The sequence below is a fragment of the Pseudorhodoferax sp. Leaf267 genome (assembly GCF_001422405.1).
GTDB lineage: Bacteria > Pseudomonadota > Gammaproteobacteria > Burkholderiales > Burkholderiaceae_C > Pseudorhodoferax.
On record NZ_LMMV01000012.1, the window covers coordinates 639,988 to 662,132 of the forward strand.

The window sequence follows — 22,145 nt, forward strand, 5'->3', positions numbered from 1 at the left end:
CATGGCCAGCAACACCTCCCACGTCGTGGCGCCGGCCGCGCCCGCCATGTCTGCGCCGCCAGCGCCCGTGCGCCGGCGCCGCGGCATGGCGCCGCTGGAGCCTGTCGGCCCGACCGCCCGCTGGGTGCTGGGCCTGGCCTTCTTCGTGCTGTTCGTGGCCGTCTGGGCGTTCTTCACGCTCGGCGGCTTCGTCTCGCCGACCTTCCTGGCCAGCCCCATCACCATGGTGAAGGAAGCCTGGCTGCTGTTCACCGAATACAACTTCATCCACGACATCGGCATGACGGTGTGGCGCGTGCTGGGCGGCTTCATCCTGGCGGCCGTGATCGCCGTGCCGCTAGGCATCGCGATGGGTGCATACAAGCCCGTCGAGGCCTTCCTCGAGCCCTTCGTCTCGTTCTGCCGCTATCTGCCGGCGTCGGCCTTCATCCCGCTGCTGATCCTGTGGGCCGGCATCGGCGAGACGCAGAAGCTGCTGGTGATCTTCATCGGCTCGGTGTTCCAGATCATCCTGATGGTGGCCGTGACCGTGGGCGGTGCGCGCAAGGACCTGGTGGAGGCCGCCTACACGCTGGGCGCCGACAGCCGCGGCATCGTGCGCCGCGTGCTGATCCCGGGCGCCGCGCCGGGCATCGCAGAGACGCTGCGCCTGGTGCTGGGCTGGGCCTGGACCTATGTGATCGTGGCCGAGCTGATCGGCTCGTCCTCGGGCATCGGCCACATGATCACCGACAGCCAGGCGCTGCTGAACACCGGGCAGATCATCTTCGGCATCATCGTCATCGGCCTGATCGGGCTGGTGTCGGACTTCGTGTTCAAGGCGATCAACAAGCGCCTCTTTGGATGGGCATCGCTGTGAGCAATCAACTTTCCATCCGCGGTGTCTCGCGCACCTTCACCAGCCCTGGTGGCCAATCCACCCAGGCGCTGCAGCCGGTGGATTTCGAAGTGCGCAAGAACGACTTCGTGACCATCCTCGGCCCCTCGGGCTGTGGCAAATCCACACTGCTGCGCATCGTGGCCGGCCTGGACTTCCCGAGCACGGGCCAGGTGCTGCTGGACGGGCAGGGCGTGGACGGCCCCGGCGCAGACCGCGGCATGGTGTTCCAGAGCTACACGCTGTTCCCCTGGCTCAACATCGAGCAGAACATCCGCTTCGGCCTGCGCGAGCGCGGCCTGCCCGAGGCGCAGCAGAAAGAGCGCGCCGATTACTTCATCGCCAAGGTGGGGCTGCGCGGCTTCGAGCAGCATTTCCCGAAGCAGCTCTCGGGCGGCATGCAGCAGCGCACGGCGATCGCGCGCGCGCTGGCCAACGACCCCAAGATCCTGCTCATGGACGAGCCCTTCGGCGCGCTCGACAACCAGACCCGCGTGCTCATGCAGGAGCTGCTGCTGGGCATCTGGGAGGCCGAGCAGAAGACCGTGCTGTTCGTCACGCACGACATCGACGAAGCCATCTTCATGGCCAGCCGCGTGGCCGTGTTCAGCGCGCGGCCGGGCCGCATCAAGACCGAGATCGCCGTGGACCTGCCGCACCCGCGGCACTACACGATCAAGACCACGCCCGCGTTCATGGAACTCAAGGCGCTGCTGACCGAGGAGATCCGCGCCGAGTCGATGGCGGCTGCGGAGCATTGAGATGACGCTGCGCAGCCCCCGCCGTTCTGCTTCCCCTCTCCCGCTGGATGAGGATGGGGTGGAGGGCACGCGCAACGGTCGCGCCCGCAGCGCCGCCGGCCCCTCACCCCAACCCTCTCCCCAGAGGGGCGAGGGAGCCAGTCCAGGCCCGGCCATGGCGCTGTACGAGCAGGTCAAGGAACACATCACGCGCCGCATCCAGAGCGGCGAATGGCCGGCCGGCCACCGCCTGCCGTCCGAGCACGAGCTCGTCGCCCAGTTCGGCATTTCGCGCATGACGGCCAACCGTGCGCTGCGCGAGTTGATGGACCAGGGCCGCGTGGTGCGCGTGGCCGGCGTGGGCAGCTTCGTCGCCGAAGACAAGCCGCAGTCCACGCTGCTGCAGATCGCCAACATCGCCAGCGAGATCCGCGGCCGCGGCCACGACTACGGCTTCCAGCTCATCGCGTCCGAGCGCGTGGCGGCCTCGCCCGACGTGGCTGTGTGGATGGACGTGCGCATGGGCGAGTCGCTCGTGCACTGCGTGTGCCTGCACCTGGAAGACGGCGTGCCCGTGCAGCTGGAAGACCGCTACGTGAACCCGCGCCTGGTGCCGGCCTTTCTGGAGCAGGACTTCTCCAGCGTGCCGCCCAGCGAATACCTGGTGCGCAACGTGCCGTTCGACCAGATCGAGCACCTGGTCGATGCCGTGCTGCCGACGGCCGAGCAGGCCGAGCGCCTGGCCATGGACCCGGCCGAGCCCTGCCTGCTGCTCACGCGCCGCACCTGGACGCGGGGCCAGACGATCACGCTGGTGCGCTGCCTGCATCCCGCGTCGCGCTACCGCCTGGGCAGCCGTTTGCGCAACGACGGCAACCAGGGCCTGGGCTGAGTTTTTTGCGCCCGTACTTGTATAGACAGGAAATGCGATGACCGCTGATTTCGAATCCATCACTCTCTCGCCCGGCCACGTCGGGCTGGCGCAGCTGCGCCACATCCACCAGGGCGGTGTGCGACTGACCTTGGACGATGCCGCCCGCACCGGCCTGCTGGCCGCCCAAGCCACGGTGCAACACATTCTGGACAGCGGGGACGTGGTCTACGGCATCAACACCGGCTTCGGCAAGCTGGCGCAGACCGTGATCCCGCCCGGCCGGCTGGCCGAGCTGCAGCGCAACCTGGTGCTGTCGCACGCGGTCGGCACGGGCGCGCCGCTGGCGGCCGGCGTCGTGCGGCTGGTGCTGGCGACCAAGGCCGTGAGCCTGGCGCGCGGCCACTCGGGCATCCGGCCCGAAATCGTGGACGCGCTGTTGGCGCTGTTCAATGCCGGCGTCGTGCCGCGCATCCCGGCCAAGGGTTCGGTGGGCGCCTCGGGCGACCTGGCACCGCTGGCGCACCTGGCCTGCGTGCTGATCGGGGAGGGCGAGGCCACGCTGGCAGACGGCCGCACGGTGCCAGGCGCCGAAGCCATGCGCAGCATCGGCCTGCAACCCTTCGTGCTCGGCCCTAAGGAAGGCCTGGCGCTGCTGAACGGCACGCAGGTGTCCACCGCGCTGGCGCTGGCCGGCCTGTTCGGCGCCGAGAACGTGTTCGCGGGCGGGCTCATGGCCGGCGCGCTGTCGCTAGAAGCCATCCAGGGCTCGATCAAGCCCTTCGATGCGCGCATCCACGCCGCACGCGGCCAGCCCGGGCAGATGGCCGTGGCGGGCGCCGTGCGTGCCTTGCTGGAGGGCAGCGAGATCATCCCCGGCCACGCCCACTGCGGCCGCGTGCAGGACCCGTATTCGATCCGCTGCATCCCCCAGGTCATGGGCGCGTGCCTCGACAACCTGGCCCACGCCTCGCGCGTGCTCGTCATCGAGGCCAATGCCGCGTCCGACAATCCGCTGGTCTTCACCGACACGGGCGAGGTCATCTCGGGCGGCAACTTCCACGCCGAGCCGGTCGCCTTCGCGGCCGACATCATTGCGCTGGCCGTCGCCGAGATCGGCGCGATCTCCGAACGCCGCATGGCGCTGCTGCTGGACTCGGGCCTGTCCAACCTGCCGCCGTTCCTGGTGCGCGATGGCGGCGTGAACTCCGGCTTCATGATTGCCCAGGTCACGGCCGCGGCGTTGGCGTCCGAAAACAAGTCGCTCGCCCACCCGGCCAGTGTGGACAGCCTGCCCACCTCCGCCAACCAGGAAGACCATGTGTCCATGGCCACCTTCGCCGCGCGCCGGCTCGGCGACATGGTGGACAACACGGCCGTGGTCGTGGGCATCGAGGCCATGGCCGCCTGCCAGGGCATCGAGCTCAAGCATGAACTCAAGTCGAGCCCGCTGATGGAGGCCGAGTTCAACGCGATCCGCGAACACGTGGCCTTCATCGAGCAGGACCGCTACCTCGCGCCCGATGTGGAATCCATGCGGCTGTGGGGCCTGGGCGCCCAAGGCCGCGCCTGGCCAACCGCCGTCACCGCCATCCTGCCCAGCCACGCCTGAACACCGACAAGGAGAACCCCATGAACGCACCCGAGAAGTTCGTCGCCTCGCCCGCCAATGTCGGCACCCGCCACGACCCCAGCCGCAAGATCGCCGCGCCCACGGGCAGCACGCTCACCTGCAAGAGCTGGCTCACCGAAGCGCCGTTCCGCATGATCCAGAACAACCTGCACCCCGACGTGGCCGAGCGGCCCGAAGACCTGGTGGTCTACGGCGGCATCGGCCGCGCGGCGCGCAACTGGGAATGTTTCGACCAGATCCTGGCGTCGTTGAAAGACCTGGACGAGGACGAGACCTTGCTGGTGCAGTCCGGCAAGCCCGTCGGCGTGTTCAAGACGCATGCCGATGCGCCGCGCGTGCTGCTGGCCAATTCCAACCTGGTGCCGCAGTGGGCCAACTGGGAGCACTTCAACGAGCTGGACCGCAAGGGCCTATTCATGTACGGCCAGATGACCGCTGGCAGCTGGATCTACATCGGCGCCCAGGGCATCGTGCAAGGCACCTTCGAGACCTTCGTCGAAGCCGGCCGCCAGCACTACAACAACAGTCTCACCGGCAAGTGGATCCTCACCGCCGGCCTGGGCGGCATGGGTGGCGCGCAGCCGCTGGCCGGCGTGCTGGCCGGCGCCTGCGTGCTGGCCATCGAATGCCAGCAGAGCAGCATCGACTTCCGCCTGCGCACGCGCTACCTGGACAAGCAGGCCAGGGACATCGACGACGCGCTCGCGCTGATCCAGCAACACACGTCGGCGGGCGAGGCCATCTCCATCGGCCTGCTCGGCAACGCGGCCGAGATCCTGCCCGAGCTGGTGCGCCGCGCGAAAGCCGGCGGCATCCGGCCCGACCTCGTGACCGACCAGACCTCGGCCCACGACCTGATCCACGGCTACCTGCCCGCCGGCTGGACGGTGTCGCAATGGCAGGCCGCCATGAAGGACCCGGCCCAGCACGCCACGCTCAAGGCCGCTGCCGCCAAGGGCTGCGCCATGCACGTGCAGGCCATGCTGGACTTCCAGGGCATGGGCGTGCCCACGGTGGACTACGGGAACAACATCCGCCAGGTCGCCAAGGACGAGGGCGTGGCCAATGCCTTCGACTTCCCCGGTTTCGTGCCGGCCTACATCCGCCCGCTGTTCTGCGAGGGCAAGGGCCCGTTCCGCTGGGTCGCACTCTCGGGCGATCCGGAAGACATCTACAAGACCGACGCCAAGATCAAGGAGCTGTTCCCCGACAACCACCACACGCACCGCTGGCTGGACATGGCGCGCGAGCGCATCGCGTTCCAGGGCCTGCCCGCGCGTATCTGCTGGCTGGGCCTGGGCGAACGGCACCTGGCGGGCCTGGCTTTCAACGAGATGGTGCGCACCGGCGAGCTCAAGGCCCCGATCGTGATCGGGCGCGACCACCTGGACACGGGCTCGGTCGCCAGCCCCAACCGTGAGACCGAAGGCATGCGCGACGGCACGGACGCCGTGAGCGACTGGCCGCTGCTCAACGCGCTGCTCAACACCGCGGGTGGCGCCACCTGGGTCAGCCTGCACCACGGCGGCGGCGTGGGCATGGGCTACTCGCAGCATGCCGGCATGGTGATCGTGTGCGACGGCACGGAGGCAGCAGACAAGCGCCTGGCGCGCGTGCTCATCAACGACTGCGGCTCGGGGGTGATGCGCCATGCCGACGCGGGCTACGAGTTGGCCGTGGCCACGGCCAGGAAGTTCGGCCTCAAGCTGCCCATGGTGAAGTAAGGCCATGGCCGCGCTGCCCGACACCCCCACGCTGCGCGCGCGTGTGAACGAGCGCGTGGACGCGGCCACCATCGCGCAGTTCCAGCGCGACGGCGCCTGCGTGATCCGCCAGTTGCTGACGCCCGAAGAACTCGCGCTGCTGGCTGACGGCATCGAGCAAAACCTGGCCGCGCCGAGCCCGCGCGGCAAGGTCGCAAGCCGGCCCGACGACCCGGGCCGCTTCTTCGAAGACTTCTGCAACTGGCAGCACATCGACGCCTACCGCCGCTTCATCCACGAGACGCCGCTGGCCCTGCTCGCGCAACGCCTCATGGGTGCGCAGACCGTGCGCCTGTACCACGACCACCTGCTGGTCAAGGAGCCCGGCACGCGGCAGAAGACACCCTGGCACCAGGACCAGCCCTACTACAACATCGACGGCCTGCAGAACGTGAGCATGTGGATCCCGGTCGACCCCGTGCCACGCGCGTCCACCCTGGAGTTCGTGGCCGGCTCGCACCGGGGGCCCTGGCTCATGCCGCGCACCTTCATGGACCACCAGGCCAAGTGGTTCCCTGAGGGCAGCCTCGCGGACCTGCCCGACATCGAGGGTGCGCGCGACAAGTTCGACATCCTGGGCTGGGACATCGCAGCCGGTGACTTCGTGTGCTTCCACATGCTCACCTTGCACGCTGCCGCGGGCGTGCAGGGCACGCAGCGCCGCCGCGTGTTCTCGGTGCGCTTCCTGGGCGACGACATCCGCCATGCGCCGCGGCGCTGGAAGACTTCGCCCGACTTTCCGGGCCTGGCCGATGCGTTACCGGCCGGAGCGCCCATGGACCATGCGCTGTTCCCGCGGCTGGTCGGGTAGGAGCCCGGCCCCGATCCTGCTAGACCACGCCTCCTCACTTCTCAACGGAACACCCCCATGCTTCTTCGCCGTCACCTCATCGCCGTGGCCCTGCTGTCTGCCGCCGTCGGCGCCCACGCCCAGGCCGTGCTCAAGGTCGCCACCGACGCCACCTTCCCGCCCATGGAGTTCTTCGAGAACAACCAGCGCACGGGCTTCGACACCGAACTCGTGGAAGCCATCGGCAAGCAGATGGGCCGCAAGATCGAGTGGGTGGACATCGACTTCAAGGGCCTGATCCCGGCGCTGGTTTCCAAGCGCGTGGACATGGCCGTGTCGGCCATCTACATCACCGACGAGCGCAAGAAGGTCGTCGACTTCACCGTGCCCTACTACGCGGGTGGCTTGGTCGCCATGGTCAAGGCCGACAACAGCAGCATCAAGTCGCCCGCCGACCTGGCCGGCAAGAAGGTCAGCGTGCAGGTGGGCACCAAGTCCGTGGGCTACCTCAAGGAAGCACACCCCAAGGCGCAACTGGTCGAGGTCGAGAAGAACCAGGAGATGTTCAACCTCGTCGACGTGGGCCGCAGCGACGCCGCCGTCACCGGCAAGCCCGCCGCCTACCAGTACGTGCGCACGCGGCCGGGCCTGAAGGTGCTGCCCGAGCAACTGACCACCGAGGAGTACGGCATGGCCACGCGCAAGGATTCGCCCGAACTCACCAAAGCTGTGAACGATGCATTGGCTCAACTGAAGACGAACGGCGGCTACGACGCCATCGTCAAAAAGTGGTTCCCGGCGCAATGAGACATCCCCCCAAGCCGCTTCGCGCCTCCCCCCTTCTGCTGCGCGAAGGGGGGCACATCCAGCGGTCTGGCAAAGCCAGCCCCGCGGATGTCGCTGGCATGGCCTGCTCCGCGGCCTTCGGTCTCGTGGCGTGCCTGCCGCTGCTGGTCGTAAGCGGCGCGAGCTGGATGACGAGCAACTGACATGGAACTGGACTTCTCCCCGGTCTGGAGCGGCTGGCAGCAGCTCGTGCAGGGCACGTTGGTCACGGTCGAGATCACCGTGTGCGCACTGCTGCTGGGATGCGTGCTGGGCCTCCTGGTCGGCATCGGCCGGCTCGATCCGCGACGGCGCTGGCTCTACAGCGCGTGCACCGCCTACGTGACCGTGATCCGCGGCACGCCGCTGCTGGTGCAGCTCTTCATCCTGTTCTTCGGCCTGCCGCATTTCGGGCTGCTGCTGCCGGCCTTCGTGTGCGGCGTGCTGGGCCTGGGCGTGTACTCGGGCGCCTATGTGTCGGAGATCGTGCGCGGTGCGATCCAGTCCGTCGCGCAGGGGCAGACGATGGCCGCGCAGTCGCTGGGCATGACGGCGCCCACCGCCATGCGCCACATCATCCTGCCGCAAGCCGTGGTGCGCATGATTCCGCCGCTGGGCAATGAGTTCATCGCGCTGATCAAGAACTCGGCGCTGGTCTCGCTGTTGACCATCCACGACGTGATGCACGAGGGGCAGAAGATCATCAGCGTGTCCTACCGTTCGCTGGAGGTGTACCTGGCGATCGCCGCCGTGTACTTCGCGCTCACGGGCACGGTGATGCTGGTGCTGCGCCATGTCGAGCGGCGGCTGAGCCAGGGAGGGCTGGTGCGATGACGGCAACAGTCCAGCGTTTCGATGTGGCCGCGCTGCCAGCCACGCCGTGGAAGAACGGCGGTGGCAGCACGCGTGAGGTCGCCTGCTGGCCGGCCGGCGCGGGCTTCGACGAATTCCTCTGGCGCGTGTCCATCGCCAGCATCGCGGCCAGCGGCCCGTTCTCGCGCTTTGCGGGCGTGGACCGTGTGATCACGCTGCTCGATGGCGACGGCGTGCTGCTGCAGGGGCAGGGCGTGGACCACCGCCTCGACCGGCCGCTGGCGCCCTTCGCGTTCCGTGGCGACGTCGCGCTCGACTGCACGCTGCTGGGCGGTGCGTGCAGCGACTTCAACGTGATGACGCGGCGCGGCCGGCTGCGCGCGGAGCTTCAGGTGCTGCATGCTGGTGCCGCGTTGCCCGCCGCACCGCATGGCCTGCTGCTGGCCTGGCGCGGTGCCTGGCGCGGTGCCTGGCGGGCGTCGGGCCAACTGTTGGCGAGTGGCCGGGGCCTGTGGTGGGCCGATGCCCCACAGGCGTGGACCCTGTCCACGAACGACACCGATGCCGCGCTGCTCGCTGTGCTGTGGCATCAGGAGACCCCATGACATTCGATGCATCACCGTCCGCCGACGGCCTGTGGACGAACCTGCGCAGCCTGGACGGTCAGCCCTGCGCCATCGCCGTCGTGGACGGCCGCATCGCCTGGACCGGCGCGCCCGATGCCGCGCCCGCGCACACCACGCGCCACGACGGCCAGGGCGCCCTGGTCACGCCCGGCCTCGTCGACTGCCACACCCACCTGGTCTACGGCGGCCAGCGCGCCAACGAGTTCGCCATGCGACTGGCCGGCGCCACCTACGAAGAGGTCGCCAGGGCCGGCGGCGGCATCGTCTCCAGCGTGCGCGCTACGCGCGAGGCCAGTGAAGACGACCTGTTCACCAGCGCCTCGGCGCGCCTGCAGAGCCTGCTCGCCGAAGGCGTCTGCGCCATCGAGATCAAGTCCGGCTACGGCCTGTCACTCGAACACGAGCGCAAGCAACTGCGTGTGGCGCGCCGTCTCGGCGAAGCCCATGGCGTGACCGTGCGCACCACCTTCCTCGGCGCGCACGCACTGCCACCCGAGTACGCCGGCCGCAGCCAGGACTACACCGACCTCGTGTGCCGCGAGATGCTGCCCGCGCTGCATGCCGAGGGCCTGGTCGATGCGGTCGACGTGTTCTGCGAGCGCATCGCCTTCTCGCTGGCCGAGACCGAGCAGGTGTTCCAGGCCGCGCAGGTGCTGGGCATCCCGGTCAAGCTGCATGCCGAGCAGTTGAGCGACATGGGCGGCGCCGCGCTGGCTGCGCGCTACGGTGCGCTGTCGTGCGACCACATCGAGCACCTGTCGCAAGAGGGCGTGGATGCGATGGCCGCTGGCTGCACCGTCGCCGTGCTGCTGCCCGGCGCCTACTACACGCTGCGCGACACGCATCTGCCGCCCATCGCGGCGCTGCGCGCGGCCGGCGTGCCCATGGCCGTCTCCACCGACCACAACCCCGGCACCTCGCCCGCGCTGAGCCTGCTGCTGATGGCCAACATGGCCTGCACGTTGTTCCGCCTGACCGTGCCCGAGGCCATCGCCGGCATCACCACGCATGCCGCGCGCGCGCTGGGGCTGCAGGCCACGCACGGCGCCATCGCTGTGGGCATGCCGGCCAACTTCGTGCTGTGGACGCTGCAGGATGCGGCCGAGCTGGCCTACTGGTTCGGCCAGAGACCTGTGCGCTGCGTGGTGCGGCAGGGGCGCATCGCGGAGGGCGCGGTGTGACCAATTTGTTCGCCACCGATGCACTGCTTGCCAGTGGCTGGGCCCGCGAGGTGCTGCTGCAATGGGACGACGCGGGCCGCCTCACGGCGGTGCAGGCCGGCGCGGCCCGGCCCGCCGGCGTGGAGGCCGCTGCCGGCCCCGTGGTCCCCGGCACCCCCAACCTGCACTCGCACGCGTTCCAGCGCGCCATCGCCGGCCTGACCGAATACCGCGGCGCGGCAGAGGACAGCTTCTGGAGCTGGCGCACGCTGATGTACCGCTTCGCGCTCAAGCTCGACCCGGCGCAACTCGAAGCCATCGCCTTCGGCCTGTACGTGGAGATGCTGGAGGCCGGCTACACCAGCGTCTGCGAGTTCCACTATGTGCACCACGACCAGGACGGCCGGCCCTATGCGGACGACGCCGAACTCGCACTGGCGCTGCTGCGTGCCGCACGGCGCGCCGGCATCGGCCTGACGCTGCTGCCCGTGCTGTACCAGACCAGCGGTTTTGGTGCCAAGCCACCGGGCGAGGGACAGCGCCGCTTCGTCCTCTCCACCGACTCCATGCTGCGCCTGCTCGAGTGCCTGCAGCCCGCGTGCGCCGCGCAGGGCGCGCGCCTGGGCCTGGCCCCGCACTCGCTGCGCGCCGTGCCGCCAGACGCCTTGCGCGAGGCGCTGGCCGGCCTGACGGCGCTGGACGCGTCCGCTCCCATCCACATCCACATCGCCGAGCAGACGCAGGAGGTGGACGACTGCATCGCCTGGAGCGGCCAGCGCCCCGTGGCCTGGCTGCTGGACCACACGCCGGTCGACGGCCGCTGGTGCCTCGTGCATGCCACGCACATGGAGCCCGACGAGTACCGGCGCGCGGCGGCCAGCGGCGCCGTGGCCGGCCTGTGCCCGAGCACCGAGGCCAACCTGGGCGACGGCATCTTCGACCTGTCTGCCTGGTGCGCCGGGGGCGGCGTGTGGGGCGTGGGCTCGGACAGCCATGTCTGCGTGAACGCTGCCGAGGAACTCATGCTGCTGGAGTACAGCCAGCGCCTGGCGACGCGCCGGCGCAACGTGGCGGCCAACGCCGCGCAGCCGCAGGTGGCGACAGCCATGACGCTGGCCGCGGTGCGGGGTGGGGCGCAGGCCGCGGGCCGGCCGGTTGCCGGGCTGGCCGTGGGGCAGCAGGCGGACTTCGTGGTGCTGGATGCGGCACATGCCTCGCTGGCCGGTCTGGAGCCATCGCAGATGCTCGCTGGCCATGTGTTCGCGAGCCATCGCACGAGTGCGGTGCAGGGCGTGTATGTGGGCGGAAATCCGCGCGTTGTGGCAGGCCGCCATGCCGAGCATGCGCAGGCCGTCGCGGGCTTCATCGACGCACGCAAGCAGTTGCTTCGAGACGGCGCATGAAACACCACCTTGACATGCCCTCGACTTCGTTTTTCCTGTGAGTACATCCCCATGAACTTCACCACCACCGAACCCCCCTTCCGCTTCCGCCAGGGCACCCGCCCTTTGCTGATCTCCATGCCCCACGTCGGCACCCACGTGCCGCCGGCCCTGGCCGCACGCCTGACCGACGAGGCCCGCCACGTGCCCGACACCGACTGGCACCTGGAGCGCCTCTACGCCTTCGCCGACACCCTCGGTGCCTCGGTGCTGGTCGCCACCCACAGCCGCTACGTCATCGACCTGAACCGCCCGCCGGACGGCGCCAGCCTCTACCCTGGCCAGAGCGTCACCGGCCTGTGCCCGGTCGACACCTTCGACGACACGCCGCTCTACGCCCACGGCGACGTGCCGGGTGAGGCCGAGATCGCCGCGCGCCGCAACGCCATCTGGCACCCGTACCACGCCCAGCTGGCCGAAGAGCTGGCACGCATCCGGGCGCAACACGGCATCGCCATGCTGTGGGACGCGCACTCCATCCGGTCCGAGCTGCCGCGCTTCTTCGACGGCAAGCTGCCGGACCTGAACCTGGGCACCGGCAAGGGCATGAGCTGCGACCCGGCGCTGGCCGACCGGCTGCTGTCCATCGCGCGCGAGGCCGAGGGCTACACCAGCGTGCTGAACGGCCGCTTCACGGGCGGCTACATCACGCGCCACCATGGCCAGCCGGGGCAGGGCGTGCACGCCGTGCAGCTGGAGATGACGCAGTCCAGCTACATGCAGGAGGCACTGCCGTTCGACTACCTGCCCGAAGTGGCCGCTGGCGTGCAGCCGCATTTGCAGCGCATGCTGCAAGCCGTGCTCGCATTCGCCGAAGCGCGCGCGTGAGCCTCGCCCGGCCGCCCGAAGAGGCCCAGCACCGCAGCACGCAGTGCGAAGGTGGTCCTGTGCGCAACCTGCTCGCCGACCTGCGCGCCGCGCTCGGCGCCGATGCCGTGGCGAGCGGCGATGCGATCCCCGAGCGCTGCCTGACGGATTGGAGCGGCGTCACCCCCGTGTGGCCGCTGGCCCTGGTGCGCCCGCGCAGCACGGAGGAAGTCAGCGCCACGCTGCGCCTGTGCACCCGACACCGCGTGCCCGTGGTGCCGCAAGGCGGGCTCACCGGCCTGGCCGGCGCGGCCGTGCCCTTGGCCGATGCCATCGCGCTGTCTCTGGACCGCATGCAGGCCATCGAGTCGGTCGACGCCGCCACGCGCACGCTGACGGCGCAAGCCGGTGCGACGGTGCTGGCAGTGCAGCAAGCGGCCGCGGCCCAGGGCCTGCTCTTCGGCGTCGATTTCGGCGCGCGTGGCTCGGCCCAGGTCGGCGGCGCGCTGGCCACCAACGCCGGTGGCAACGGCGTGCTGCGCTTCGGCATGATGCGCGAGCAGACGCTGGGGCTGGAGGTGGTGCTGGCCGACGGCACCGTGTTGCCCATGCTGCGCCCCATGCAGAAGAACAACACGGGCTACGACCTCAAGCAGTTCTTCATCGGCGCCGAGGGCACGTTGGGCGTGATCACGCGCGCGCTCTTCAGGCTGCACCCCGCGCCCGTGGCGCGCGCCACCATGCTGGTCGCCGTCGCGGACTTCGATGCCGCGCTCGCGCTGCTGGGCCGGCTGCAGGCGCGCTGCGGCGCGGGCCTGGCGGCGTTCGAGCTGATGTGGCGCGACTTCATCGAGGCGTCCATGGCCTGGCAGCAGCTGCGCGAGCCCTTCGACCAGCCGCACGCGCTGCTGGCCTTGGTCGATCTCGACGGGCCCGACGAGGCCCTGCTGCGCGCCGCGCTCGAAGACGTGCTGGGCCAGGCCCTGGAGGCCGGCCTGGTGCTGGACGCGGCCATCGCCCAGTCGCAGGCCCAGGCCAGCGCGTTCTGGAAGTACCGCGAAGCCACGGCCGAGCTGCCGGCCCACATGCACCCGCCCGTCAACTTCGACGTGAGCCTGCCCATGGCCGAGATCGGCCGCTTCGCCGCCGCGTGCCGTGCCGCGCTGGACGCGCGCTGGCCCGGCCACACCAGCGTCTTCTTCGGCCATGTGGGCGACAGCAACCTGCATGTGTCCACCGACGCCGCCACGGTCGGCGGCGATGTCCCAGGCCTGGAACACCTGGTCTACGAACTGGTGCGCGACTTCGACGGCAGCATCTCGGCCGAGCACGGCATCGGCCTGCACAAGAAGCCTTACCTGCACGTGAGCCGCACGCCCGGCGAGCTGGCGGCCATGCGGGCCATCAAGGCTGCACTGGATCCCCTGTTCCTCATGAATCCTGGAAAGATCTTCGACCGATGAGCGCCGACATCCTGGCCCTGGCCCGCCCCGAAGTGCCACCGCTGCCCGCCTACAACGCCGGCCTGTCCTCGCAGGCGGTACGCGCCCGTTACGGCGTGGACCACATCGCCCGCCTGGGCAGCAACGAGAACCCCTATGGCCCCAGCCCGCGCGTGGCCGAGGCCCTGGCCGGGCTGGCCGGACAGGTGCTGCATTACTCCGATGCCGACAGCACGGCACTGCGCGAGGCCATCGCCGCGCGCAGCGGCACACAGGCCGGCCACATCGTCATCGGCAACGGCTCCGAGTCCATCCTGCAGATGCTCAGCCTGGCGCTGCTGTCGCCGGGCGACCGCGTGCTCACGCAGCGCCCGGCCTTCGGCCTGCATGAGATCTACCCGCGCATGATGGGCGCCCAGGTCGAGCTGCTGGAGCTCACGCCCGCGCTCGGCTTCGACGTCGACGCCTGGTGCGCGGCACTGGCCCGCGGCCCCAAGATCGCGATGCTGGCCAACCCGTCGAACCCGGTGAGCTGCATGTTCGAGACCGCGGCCTTCGCGCGGCTGCTGGCCGCCACGCCGGCCGGCACGCTGCTGGTCGTCGATGAGGCCTACGTCGAATATGCGCGGCTCACGCCGGGCTTCCCCGACGCCTTGCCCATGCTGCGCGACTGGGGCGGTGCCTGGATCGTGCTGCGCACCTTCTCCAAGGCCTGGGGCCTGGCCGGCTTGCGCGTGGGCTACGGCATCGCCAGCGATGCGGCACTGGTGCAGCTGCTCGACCGCGTGCGCACGCCCTTCGGCGTGAACCTGGCGGCCCAGCTGGCCGCCTGCGCGGCGCTGGCCGACGAGGCCCACATGCGCCAGGGTGTGGCGCGGACCGTGCTGCAGCGCGATGCCATGGCGGCGCAGCTGCAGGCCCTGGGCCTGCGCGTGGCGCCCTCGGCCACCAACTTCCTGTTCGTCGACCTGGGCCGGCCCAACGGCCCGGTGAACGAAGCGCTGCTGGCGCGCGGCGTGATCGTCAAGCCGTGGAAGGAGGCGGGCTTCACGCAATTCCTGCGCATCAGCATCGGCACGGACGACGACAACGCGCGGTGCCTGGCGGCGCTGCGCACGGCGCTCGCCAGCTGACCAGGCCGACGTGCAGCAGGCCACGGCGTTGGCCGGGCTCGAAGGCGGCGGTTGTCGTCGATGCGCAGGATGCGCGCGGCGCGCACATGGGCGCCTCGGCGGCAACGCGCGCGTGCTGCCGTAGCCCCCGTGGATCTGCAGCGTGAGGCCCCAGGTGGACTCGAGCCGCACCTGCGTGTGGGCCACCATCCACTGATGCCCGCCTGTTGGCCAGCGGCGCGCCGCGATGTGGACGTGCTGTGGGCCGAGCCGTTGTTCGAGCGCCTGCTCGCGCGCGCAGAGTGACAACAGCGCGGTTGCGCCGTCATCCTCAGCGTGCACGCCGCGAATACGTAGCGCAGGGGCAACAAGATACAAACGCGCGCTGCCGCGGTGCTAATGTCCCTGCGGCGCGTTCGTTCGAGGGGCCCGTACACGCAACACACCGCCCTGGCTCCTCCCCATCCCAACCTCAAGAAAACCAACATGAAAGCGAACACCAACGCCGCGCTGGCAGCAGCTTGCGGTCTCTTCTTCATCGGAGCGCCTGCGTCCGCGGGCGAGGATTTCCAGATTCGCTACAGCCTGGCCGGGACGCTGGGCGGCGAGATCTTCGCGTCGCCTGATCTGAAAGGGCTGACGGGCGGCATCGCGCTCACGCGCGTCGACGTCCACCGGCTCACGGGCGACGATGGCAACAAGCTGACCCAGACCACGCCCGGCGGCACCGTGCCGCTGCCCGCACCGACGCCCTCGGCCCTGTACCCGACCTACGGGGCCAACCGCGTGCTGGTGCATGGCACCGGCTCGCTGGTGCAATGGAACCTGGGCCTGCTGTATCTGACCGAGACCACGTACAACGGCGGGCGCATCGCGGTCGGCCTCAATCTGCCGTATGGCATCAAGAAGCAAGCCTTTCGCGCCGAAGGTGCGACGCCGGCCTTGCGCTGGAACCCGGCTGTGCCGGCGCCGACGCAGGCCGCTGTCGGTGCCCGTTTCGGCGCGCAGTACCAGTCCACGCTCGCCGCCACGGCAGATGCGGCCAGCGGCGACGTGTCGGGCATCGGCGATGTCGAGCTGAGCCTGGGCTGGCGTCAGGCGACCGAGCAACTGCGCGTGACCGTCGGCGCTTCGCTGGTATTGCCGACCGGCAAGTACAACGACGAGGCCGGCCCGGACATCGGCTTCGGCAATTTCTACACGCTGCGGCCCGCGGCGCAGGTGGTCTATCTGCCCGTCCCTGAAGTCGCTCTGGCCGGCAGGCTGACCCTGGGCTTCAACACCACCAACCGCGACAACGACTTGCGCAGCGGCAACTGGGCCACGCTGGAGACGGCGGCAGGCTACAAGTCCAGGGTGGGCGTGTTCGGCGTGCACCTGCTGCATGCCCAGCAGTACCAGGACGACCGAAACAGCCCCTGGGGCAGCAGCCGCTACCGCTCCACCAACGGCGGCTTTTTCTACACGGCCCGCTTCCCGGACCGGGACGATGGCTTCGTGATTACGCTGCAACGCATGGCGTCGCTGAGTTCGCGCAACGCCAAGCACGGCAGCTACTCGCAGATACGCGTCAGCAAGAGCTTCTGAGCGCTCCCGCCGGCCGCCCAGCGTGGCCAGGCGCGCAGGCCCGTGAACCGTTCCCCATGGGGGCGGCCACGGGCTTCGTTTTTTGGCGACCTAGGGTAAGCACGGGGGCAAGCCCACCCAATGGCGCTTGATCGCGTTCATTTTTTGTATCCAAATAACGAACTCAAAAAAACGACGCAAAAAATCAGCGTTGCACCCGGCTCCACCACCACCTGACCCGAGGAGACACACCATGAGCACAGCCGTCAGTCCCGCCCCCGCCGGGGTCGCCACAGGCCATGCGCCGCACGCGGAATCCAACGCCCTCATCAAGCCGGGCTACCACCCGCGCCTGACCAACGAGGACCTGGCCCCGCTCAAGAAGCAGACCTGGGGCCAATACAACATCTTTGCGTTCTGGATGGCCGACGTGCACAGCGTGGGCGGCTACATCACGGCCGGAAGCCTGTTTGCGCTGGGCCTGACGAGCTGGCAGGTGCTGATCGCCCTGCTCGTGGGCATCTTGATCGTGCAGTTCTTCTGCAACCTGGTGGCCAAGCCCAGCCAGCAGACCGGCACGCCGTACCCGGTGATCTGCCGCGCTTCGTTCGGCGTGCTGGGCGCCAACATCCCGGCCATCATCCGTGGGCTGATCGCGGTGGCCTGGTACGGCATCCAGACCTATCTGGCGTCCAGCGCCGTGATGATCCTGGCGCTGCACTTCTTCCCGCAGTGGGCGCCGTACGCCGATGTCGCGCAGCACGGCTTCGTCGGCCTGTCGGCGCTCGGCTGGGCCGCGTTCATGGTCATGTGGGTGCTGCAAGCCTTCGTGTTCTGGCACGGCATGGAAGCCATCCGCAAGTTCATCGACTGGGCCGGCCCGGGCGTCTACGTGGTCATGGCCATCCTGTGCGGCTGGCTGGTCTGGAAGGCCGGCTGGAGCAACATCGACTTGAACCTGGGCGGCGTGAAGTTCCAGGGCTGGGACGCGGTGCCGGTGATGCTGTCGGCCATCGCGCTGGTGGTCAGCTACTTCAGCGGCCCGATGCTGAACTTCGGCGACTTCTCGCGCTACGGCAAGAGCTTCGACGCGGTGAAGAAGGGCAACTTCTGGGGCCTGCCGATCAACTTCGTGTTCTTCTCGCTGCTGACGGTCGTGACGACCGCGGCCACGCTGCCGGTGTTCGGCGAACTCATCACCGACCCGGTGCACACGGTCGGCAAGATCGACAGCACGACGGCCGTGGTGCTGGGCGCGCTGACCTTCATGATCGCCACGGTGGGCATCAACATCGTGGCCAACTTCGTGTCGCCCGCGTTCGACTTCTCCAACGTAGCACCGCAGCACATCAGCTGGCGCACGGGCGGCATGATCGCGGCCGTGGGCTCGATCTTTCTGACGCCCTGGAACCTGTACAACAACCCGCAGGTGATCCACTACACGCTGGATGTGCTGGGCTCCTTCATCGGCCCGCTGTTCGGCATCCTCATCGCCGACTTCTACATCGTGCGCAAGCAGCGCGTGGACGTGGACGCGCTCTACACCATGAGCGAGCAGGGCGAGTACTGGTACCAGAACGGCTACAACATGAAGGCGGTGTGGACCATGATCCCCGCGGCGCTGGTGCCCATCCTGTGCGTGATCGTGCCGGGGCTGCGCGGCGGTGCCAACTACGCGTGGTTCATTGGCATGGGCCTGGGTTTCATCATCTACACCGCGTTGAACCGCAAGAGCTGAGCCGTGCGCATCCAGGTCATCAACCCCAACACCACGGCCAGCATGACGGCCAAGATTTTTGATGCCGCGCGCGCCGTGGCGCGGCCGGGCTGCGAGATCCTGGCCGTGAGCCCGGCCATGGGGCCGGTGTCCATCGAGAGCCACTACGACGAGGCACTGGCCGTGCCCGGCCTGCTGCAGGAGATCGCGGCCGGCGAGCGCGCGGGCGTGGACGGCACCGTGATCGCCTGCTTCGGCGACCCGGGCCTGAAGGCCGCGCGCGAGCTGGCGCGCGGGCCGGTGGTCGGCATCGCCGAGGCGGCCATGCACCTGGCCAGCATGGTGGGCACGCGCTTTACGGTGGTGACCACGCTGGCCCGCACCATCGGCCAGGCCCGGCACCTGGCAGAGGCCTATGGCATGGACCGCTTCTGCGCCAACGTGCGGGCCTGCGAGCTGCCCGTGCTCGAGCTGGAAGAGCCCGGCTCGAACGCGCGCGAGCGTATCGTCGACGAGTGCCGCCGCGCGCTGGCCGAAGACGGCGCCGACTGCATCGTGCTGGGCTGCGCCGGCATGGCGGACCTGTGCGCGCACATCGGCAGCGTGCTGCAGGTGCCCGTGATCGACGGCGTGGCGGCGGGCGTGCAGCTGGTGGAGTCGCTGGTGACGCTGGGGCTCAAGACCAGCAAACGCGGCGAGCTGGCGCATCCGCTGCCCAAGACCATGGTGGGCCTGCTGGAAGGTTTCACGCTCGCGCGGTGAGGGCATGCAGCGCGGCGCGGGTCATCTGCTAAGCCACAATCTGCGCATGCCCCGCGCGAGCGCCACCACGACCGAAGCCGCCCCGGCCACTGCGAAAGCTAGCTCCATCGAGAGCATTGCGCAGAGCATCGCGCTGGCCATCCTGGAAAGGCGCCTGCCGCCCGGCACCTGGCTGCGTGAAGAAGCCCTGGGCCGCGTCTACGGCGTGAGCCGCACCAAGGTGCGCGCGGCGCTGATCACGCTGTCCAAGGACAAGCTGATCGAGATGATCCCGGACAAGGGCGCCTTCGTCTGCAAGCCCTCGGTGCAGGAGGCGCGCGAGGTGTTCGCCGTGCGCCGCATCCTGGAGAGCGAGGTCGTGCGGCTGTTCATCGCTCAGGCCAGCCCGGCCGACTACGACGTGCTGGAGCAGCACATCCAGATGGAGCGCAAGTCATCGGGCCACAAGACGACGGGCGTGCGCGAGGAGCTGCTGGGCGACTTCCACGTCGCGCTCGCCAAGGCCACGGGCAACCGCACGCTGACCGAGTTGCTGCACGAGCTGGTCGCGCGCAGCTCGCTCATTGCCATGCTGTACCAGTCGTCCAACGACGCGCACTGCTCGACCGACGAGCACTCCGATTTCCTGCGCATCTGCCGCCGCGGCGATGCCGACGCGGCCGTGGCCTGCATGGTCGATCACCTGAACCGCATCGAGAGCAGCCTGGAGCTGGGGGCGGACAAGCCGGCCGGGCAGCTGGATCTGGTGAAGGCGTTGTTGGCTTGAGGGCGGGCCTCAACGCAGTTGCACGATCTGGTTCAAGACAGCCAGTACTTCGACAAAGGCCGTATCCGCAAGACGTTTCATAGGGTGGGGCTTGCCCGTGCGCGTGCGCCAGTCGAAGGATTTGGGTTGATGGCAGAGTACGTAGCTGGTCTTGCCAGTTTTCTGTCCGCCGGCCGCGCCCGCAACGACGGCGAAGGGATTGTCAGCGTTGTAGTCGGCGGTCGTCATGGGCAGGCCGATGACCAGCGAGGTGTGGTCGTTGAAGGCCTTGGGAGACAGCACCAGAAATGGGTGAATGTCGCGCATTTCACGCCCTGCCTGCGGGGTGCAGTCGATCCAGATGATCTCCTGACGATCCGGCACCCAGCGGGTTCGCGCGGCGGCGGGGCGCCGCTGCGTCTTGGCCGTCACCATTTCTCGGCGCCCAGCGGTGTGGTTACCACCATCGCCTCTCCGCCATGGCGGAGAGGGTCGAAGCGCGCCAGCCGTTGCTCCAGCGTCAGCGGCGCATCACGGATCGGCGTGATGACCACGCGCTCGCCTTCGACGGAAATACTGACGCGCTGGTCGACACGCAACCCGGCAGCCCGCGCCACGGCCGCCGGCAGGCGCACGCCGAGGTTGTTGCCCCAGTGCTTGATGTCGAGAACGGTTTCGGACATGGTGTTTTCCAATGAATGTTTATACGGAGTCTAAACATCTTTGAAAAACCTTGTCCAAGGCGCTCAGGAATCGAGAACCAGGTGCGTGAGCAACTGCTGGGCCAAAGCTCCCGTGTCCGTGCAATGGATCGCCCGCCACCCCAGCGCGCGCGCCGCTTCCACGTTCGCGAGCAGATCGTCGATGAACACCGAGCGCGCCGCCTCCAGGCCGTGCCGCGCTGCGAGCAATTGGAAGATCTCGGGCTGCGGCTTGGCCAGCCGCACGTCGCCCGAGAAGATGCCGCCGTCGAACCACTGCAGGAACTCATGCCGGCGCTGCAGCACCCGCGCATACGGCTCGGGCATGTTGGACAGGTAGAACAGGCGCAGCGGTGGCTCGCCTTGCGCCTGCGCGTCGCGGCGGTCGCGCAACTGGCGCAGCAGCGCCACGGTCTCGGGGATGGGCTCCAGGTGCTCGCCCAGCGGCATGACCAGCGCGTGCACGGCCTCGTGCGGCAGGCCCAGGCGTGCGGCCGACAGCGCCACGATTTCTTCGGCCGTATGCAGGCCGCCGTCGAAGCCATGCCAGTCGGCGTGCGAGAACAACCGCCGCGCCAGCTCGGCGCCGGCCTGTGCGTCGGGCGCGTGCTCTGGAAAGTGCTGCTGCACGATCAGCGCGGGCTCCCAGCGGATCAGCACCGCGCCCAGGTCGAAGACCAGATCGATACCGGGCGGCATTACGCTTGCGGCACCACCGACACCCCATGCTGGCCAAGCGCCAGCACGGTCTCGGCGCCCGGCGCCAGCGGCCGCGACAGGTCGGACGACACCACGAACACCGGCCCCAGTGCCGTGTCGAAGCCGTACTCGTAGAAGCTTCCCAGGTAGGAGGCCTTGCGCAGCGTGGCCGGCAGGCCGGCGGGTGCGCCGATCTGCCAGGCCTCGGGCCGCACCGCGACCTTGACGGGGCCGGGCGCGACCGCATAGCGCGGCGTGAGCGTCAGCGGCCCCAGGCCGACTTGGCCGTCCGCATGCGCGACGGCCGGAAAGACCATGGCCTCGCCCATGAAGCCGGCGACGAATTCGCTCTGCGGCCGGCCGTACAGGTCCTCGGGCGCGCCGCGCTGCGCGATCACGCCGTGGTCCATCACGATGATCTGGTCGCTCACGGCCAGGGCCTCGCTCTGGTCGTGCGTGACGTACGCCACGGTGAGCTTCAGGCGCTGCTGGATCGCGCGGATCTCCTCGCGCATCTCGCGGCGCAGCCGCGCGTCCAGGTTGGACAGCGGCTCGTCGAAGAGGAGCACGGCCGGCTCCAGCACCAGCGCCCGCGCCAGCGCCACGCGCTGCTGCTGGCCGCCCGACAGTTCGCTCGGAAGCCGCTCGTTGAAGCCGACCAGGCCCACGCCCTTGAGCGCCTCGGTCGCCCGTTGCGCCGCCTCGGGCTTGGCCACACCGCTCATGCGCAGGCCGTAGGAGACGTTCTCCACCACGTTCATGTGCGGGAAGAGGGCGTAGCTCTGGAACATCATCGAGACATTGCGCTCGCCCGGGCCCAGCGTGGTCACGTCGCGCCCGCCCATGAGGATCTGGCCGGAGGTCGGCGACTCCAGCCCCGCGATCATGCGCAGCGTGGTCGTCTTGCCGCAGCCCGAAGGCCCCAGGATGGTGGTCAGCGTGCCCTGCGGCACCTCGAAGCTGATGCCCTTGACGGCCAGCGGGGCGCTGGCGTCCGTGCCGTAGCGCTTGGTGATGTTGCGAAATTCGATGCCGTTGCTCATGTCGTTCTTTC

The 22,145-nt window shown here is 69.2% G+C and carries 22 protein-coding genes; 18 read left to right on the plus strand and 4 right to left on the minus strand.

The annotated features are described in order from the left end of the window. Position 1 precedes the first annotated feature (1 nt). The 18 genes from ASF43_RS14810 to ASF43_RS14895 all read left to right on the plus strand — a co-directional run bounded on the left by ASF43_RS14810 (position 2) and on the right by ASF43_RS14895 (position 19,712). On the plus strand, positions 2 to 859 hold the full coding sequence (locus tag ASF43_RS14810; protein WP_056182389.1) for an ABC transporter permease: 858 nt from the start codon (positions 2 to 4) through the stop codon (positions 857 to 859). Continuing rightward, complete coding sequence (locus ASF43_RS14815) at positions 844 to 1,638, plus strand: ABC transporter ATP-binding protein (protein ID WP_056182391.1); 795 nt, start codon at positions 844 to 846, stop codon at positions 1,636 to 1,638. The genes ASF43_RS14810 and ASF43_RS14815 overlap by 16 nt, the downstream gene beginning before the upstream one ends. A gap of 154 nt (positions 1,639 to 1,792) precedes the next feature. Further along, positions 1,793 to 2,509, plus strand: coding sequence for a histidine utilization repressor (hutC, locus tag ASF43_RS14820; protein ID WP_056182396.1), 717 nt, complete (start codon positions 1,793 to 1,795; stop codon positions 2,507 to 2,509). A 37-nt stretch (positions 2,510 to 2,546) separates the two neighbouring features. Then, on the plus strand, positions 2,547 to 4,100 hold the full coding sequence (gene hutH / locus ASF43_RS14825) for a histidine ammonia-lyase (protein ID WP_056182401.1): 1,554 nt from the start codon (positions 2,547 to 2,549) through the stop codon (positions 4,098 to 4,100). A 20-nt stretch (positions 4,101 to 4,120) separates the two neighbouring features. Then, positions 4,121 to 5,845, plus strand: coding sequence for a urocanate hydratase (gene hutU / locus ASF43_RS14830; protein WP_056182404.1), 1,725 nt, complete (start codon positions 4,121 to 4,123; stop codon positions 5,843 to 5,845). A 4-nt stretch (positions 5,846 to 5,849) separates the two neighbouring features. Beyond that, on the plus strand, positions 5,850 to 6,695 hold the full coding sequence (locus tag ASF43_RS14835) for a phytanoyl-CoA dioxygenase family protein (RefSeq protein ID WP_056182407.1): 846 nt from the start codon (positions 5,850 to 5,852) through the stop codon (positions 6,693 to 6,695). Between the two features lie 57 nt (positions 6,696 to 6,752). Continuing rightward, positions 6,753 to 7,481 (plus strand): transporter substrate-binding domain-containing protein, encoded by a 729-nt coding sequence (locus tag ASF43_RS14840; RefSeq protein WP_056182410.1) that lies wholly within the window; start codon positions 6,753 to 6,755, stop codon positions 7,479 to 7,481. A 183-nt stretch (positions 7,482 to 7,664) separates the two neighbouring features. Next, the gene (locus ASF43_RS14845) at positions 7,665 to 8,333 is read left to right on the plus strand and encodes an amino acid ABC transporter permease (protein WP_056182413.1); all 669 of its coding nucleotides are present in this window, start codon (positions 7,665 to 7,667) and stop codon (positions 8,331 to 8,333) included. Then, the gene (locus ASF43_RS14850) at positions 8,330 to 8,917 is read left to right on the plus strand and encodes a HutD family protein (RefSeq protein ID WP_056182416.1); all 588 of its coding nucleotides are present in this window, start codon (positions 8,330 to 8,332) and stop codon (positions 8,915 to 8,917) included. The genes ASF43_RS14845 and ASF43_RS14850 overlap by 4 nt, the downstream gene beginning before the upstream one ends. Further along, a complete protein-coding gene (hutI, locus tag ASF43_RS14855; RefSeq protein WP_056182419.1) occupies positions 8,914 to 10,119 on the plus strand; it encodes an imidazolonepropionase in 1,206 nt (401 codons plus the stop codon). Before ASF43_RS14850 ends, hutI begins: the two co-directional genes overlap by 4 nt. After that, positions 10,116 to 11,501, plus strand: a complete 1,386-nt coding sequence (locus ASF43_RS14860; protein ID WP_056182421.1) for a formimidoylglutamate deiminase — start codon at positions 10,116 to 10,118, stop codon at positions 11,499 to 11,501. Before hutI ends, ASF43_RS14860 begins: the two co-directional genes overlap by 4 nt. Positions 11,502 to 11,552: 51 nt before the next feature. Further along, positions 11,553 to 12,368, plus strand: coding sequence for an N-formylglutamate deformylase (gene hutG, locus ASF43_RS14865; RefSeq protein ID WP_056182424.1), 816 nt, complete (start codon positions 11,553 to 11,555; stop codon positions 12,366 to 12,368). 59 nt (positions 12,369 to 12,427) lie between these two features. Continuing rightward, positions 12,428 to 13,810, plus strand: a complete 1,383-nt coding sequence (locus ASF43_RS14870; RefSeq protein ID WP_056183428.1) for an FAD-binding oxidoreductase — start codon at positions 12,428 to 12,430, stop codon at positions 13,808 to 13,810. After that, the gene (locus ASF43_RS14875) at positions 13,807 to 14,922 is read left to right on the plus strand and encodes a histidinol-phosphate transaminase (protein ID WP_056182426.1); all 1,116 of its coding nucleotides are present in this window, start codon (positions 13,807 to 13,809) and stop codon (positions 14,920 to 14,922) included. Before ASF43_RS14870 ends, ASF43_RS14875 begins: the two co-directional genes overlap by 4 nt. Before the next feature lie 465 nt (positions 14,923 to 15,387). Beyond that, positions 15,388 to 16,488 carry a transporter gene (locus ASF43_RS14880; RefSeq protein ID WP_056182428.1) on the plus strand — a complete coding sequence of 367 codons (1,101 nt, stop codon included), beginning with the start codon at positions 15,388 to 15,390 and terminating at the stop codon, positions 16,486 to 16,488. Positions 16,489 to 16,720: 232 nt separating this feature from the next. Then, positions 16,721 to 18,205, plus strand: coding sequence for an NCS1 family nucleobase:cation symporter-1 (locus ASF43_RS14885; RefSeq protein WP_056182430.1), 1,485 nt, complete (start codon positions 16,721 to 16,723; stop codon positions 18,203 to 18,205). Positions 18,206 to 18,208: 3 nt separating this feature from the next. Further along, a complete protein-coding gene (locus tag ASF43_RS14890; RefSeq protein ID WP_056182432.1) occupies positions 18,209 to 18,946 on the plus strand; it encodes an aspartate/glutamate racemase family protein in 738 nt (245 codons plus the stop codon). Positions 18,947 to 18,992: 46 nt separating this feature from the next. Then, a complete protein-coding gene (locus ASF43_RS14895; RefSeq protein WP_056182435.1) occupies positions 18,993 to 19,712 on the plus strand; it encodes a GntR family transcriptional regulator in 720 nt (239 codons plus the stop codon). Between the two features lie 9 nt (positions 19,713 to 19,721). Here ASF43_RS14895 and ASF43_RS14900 read toward each other — a convergent pair whose 3' ends face one another. From ASF43_RS14900 to ASF43_RS14915, 4 genes are all read right to left on the minus strand, one after another. After that, a complete protein-coding gene (locus tag ASF43_RS14900; protein ID WP_056182438.1) occupies positions 19,722 to 20,126 on the minus strand; it encodes a type II toxin-antitoxin system PemK/MazF family toxin in 405 nt (134 codons plus the stop codon). Next, the gene (locus ASF43_RS14905; RefSeq protein ID WP_056183430.1) at positions 20,120 to 20,374 is read right to left on the minus strand and encodes an AbrB/MazE/SpoVT family DNA-binding domain-containing protein; all 255 of its coding nucleotides are present in this window, start codon (positions 20,372 to 20,374) and stop codon (positions 20,120 to 20,122) included. Before ASF43_RS14905 ends, ASF43_RS14900 begins: the two co-directional genes overlap by 7 nt. Positions 20,375 to 20,437: 63 nt before the next feature. Next, on the minus strand, positions 20,438 to 21,091 hold the full coding sequence (locus tag ASF43_RS14910; protein WP_235578254.1) for an HAD family phosphatase: 654 nt from the start codon (positions 21,089 to 21,091) through the stop codon (positions 20,438 to 20,440). Beyond that, on the minus strand, positions 21,091 to 22,134 hold the full coding sequence (locus ASF43_RS14915; protein WP_056182441.1) for an ABC transporter ATP-binding protein: 1,044 nt from the start codon (positions 22,132 to 22,134) through the stop codon (positions 21,091 to 21,093). The genes ASF43_RS14910 and ASF43_RS14915 overlap by 1 nt, the downstream gene beginning before the upstream one ends. Positions 22,135 to 22,145: the final 11 nt, after the last annotated feature.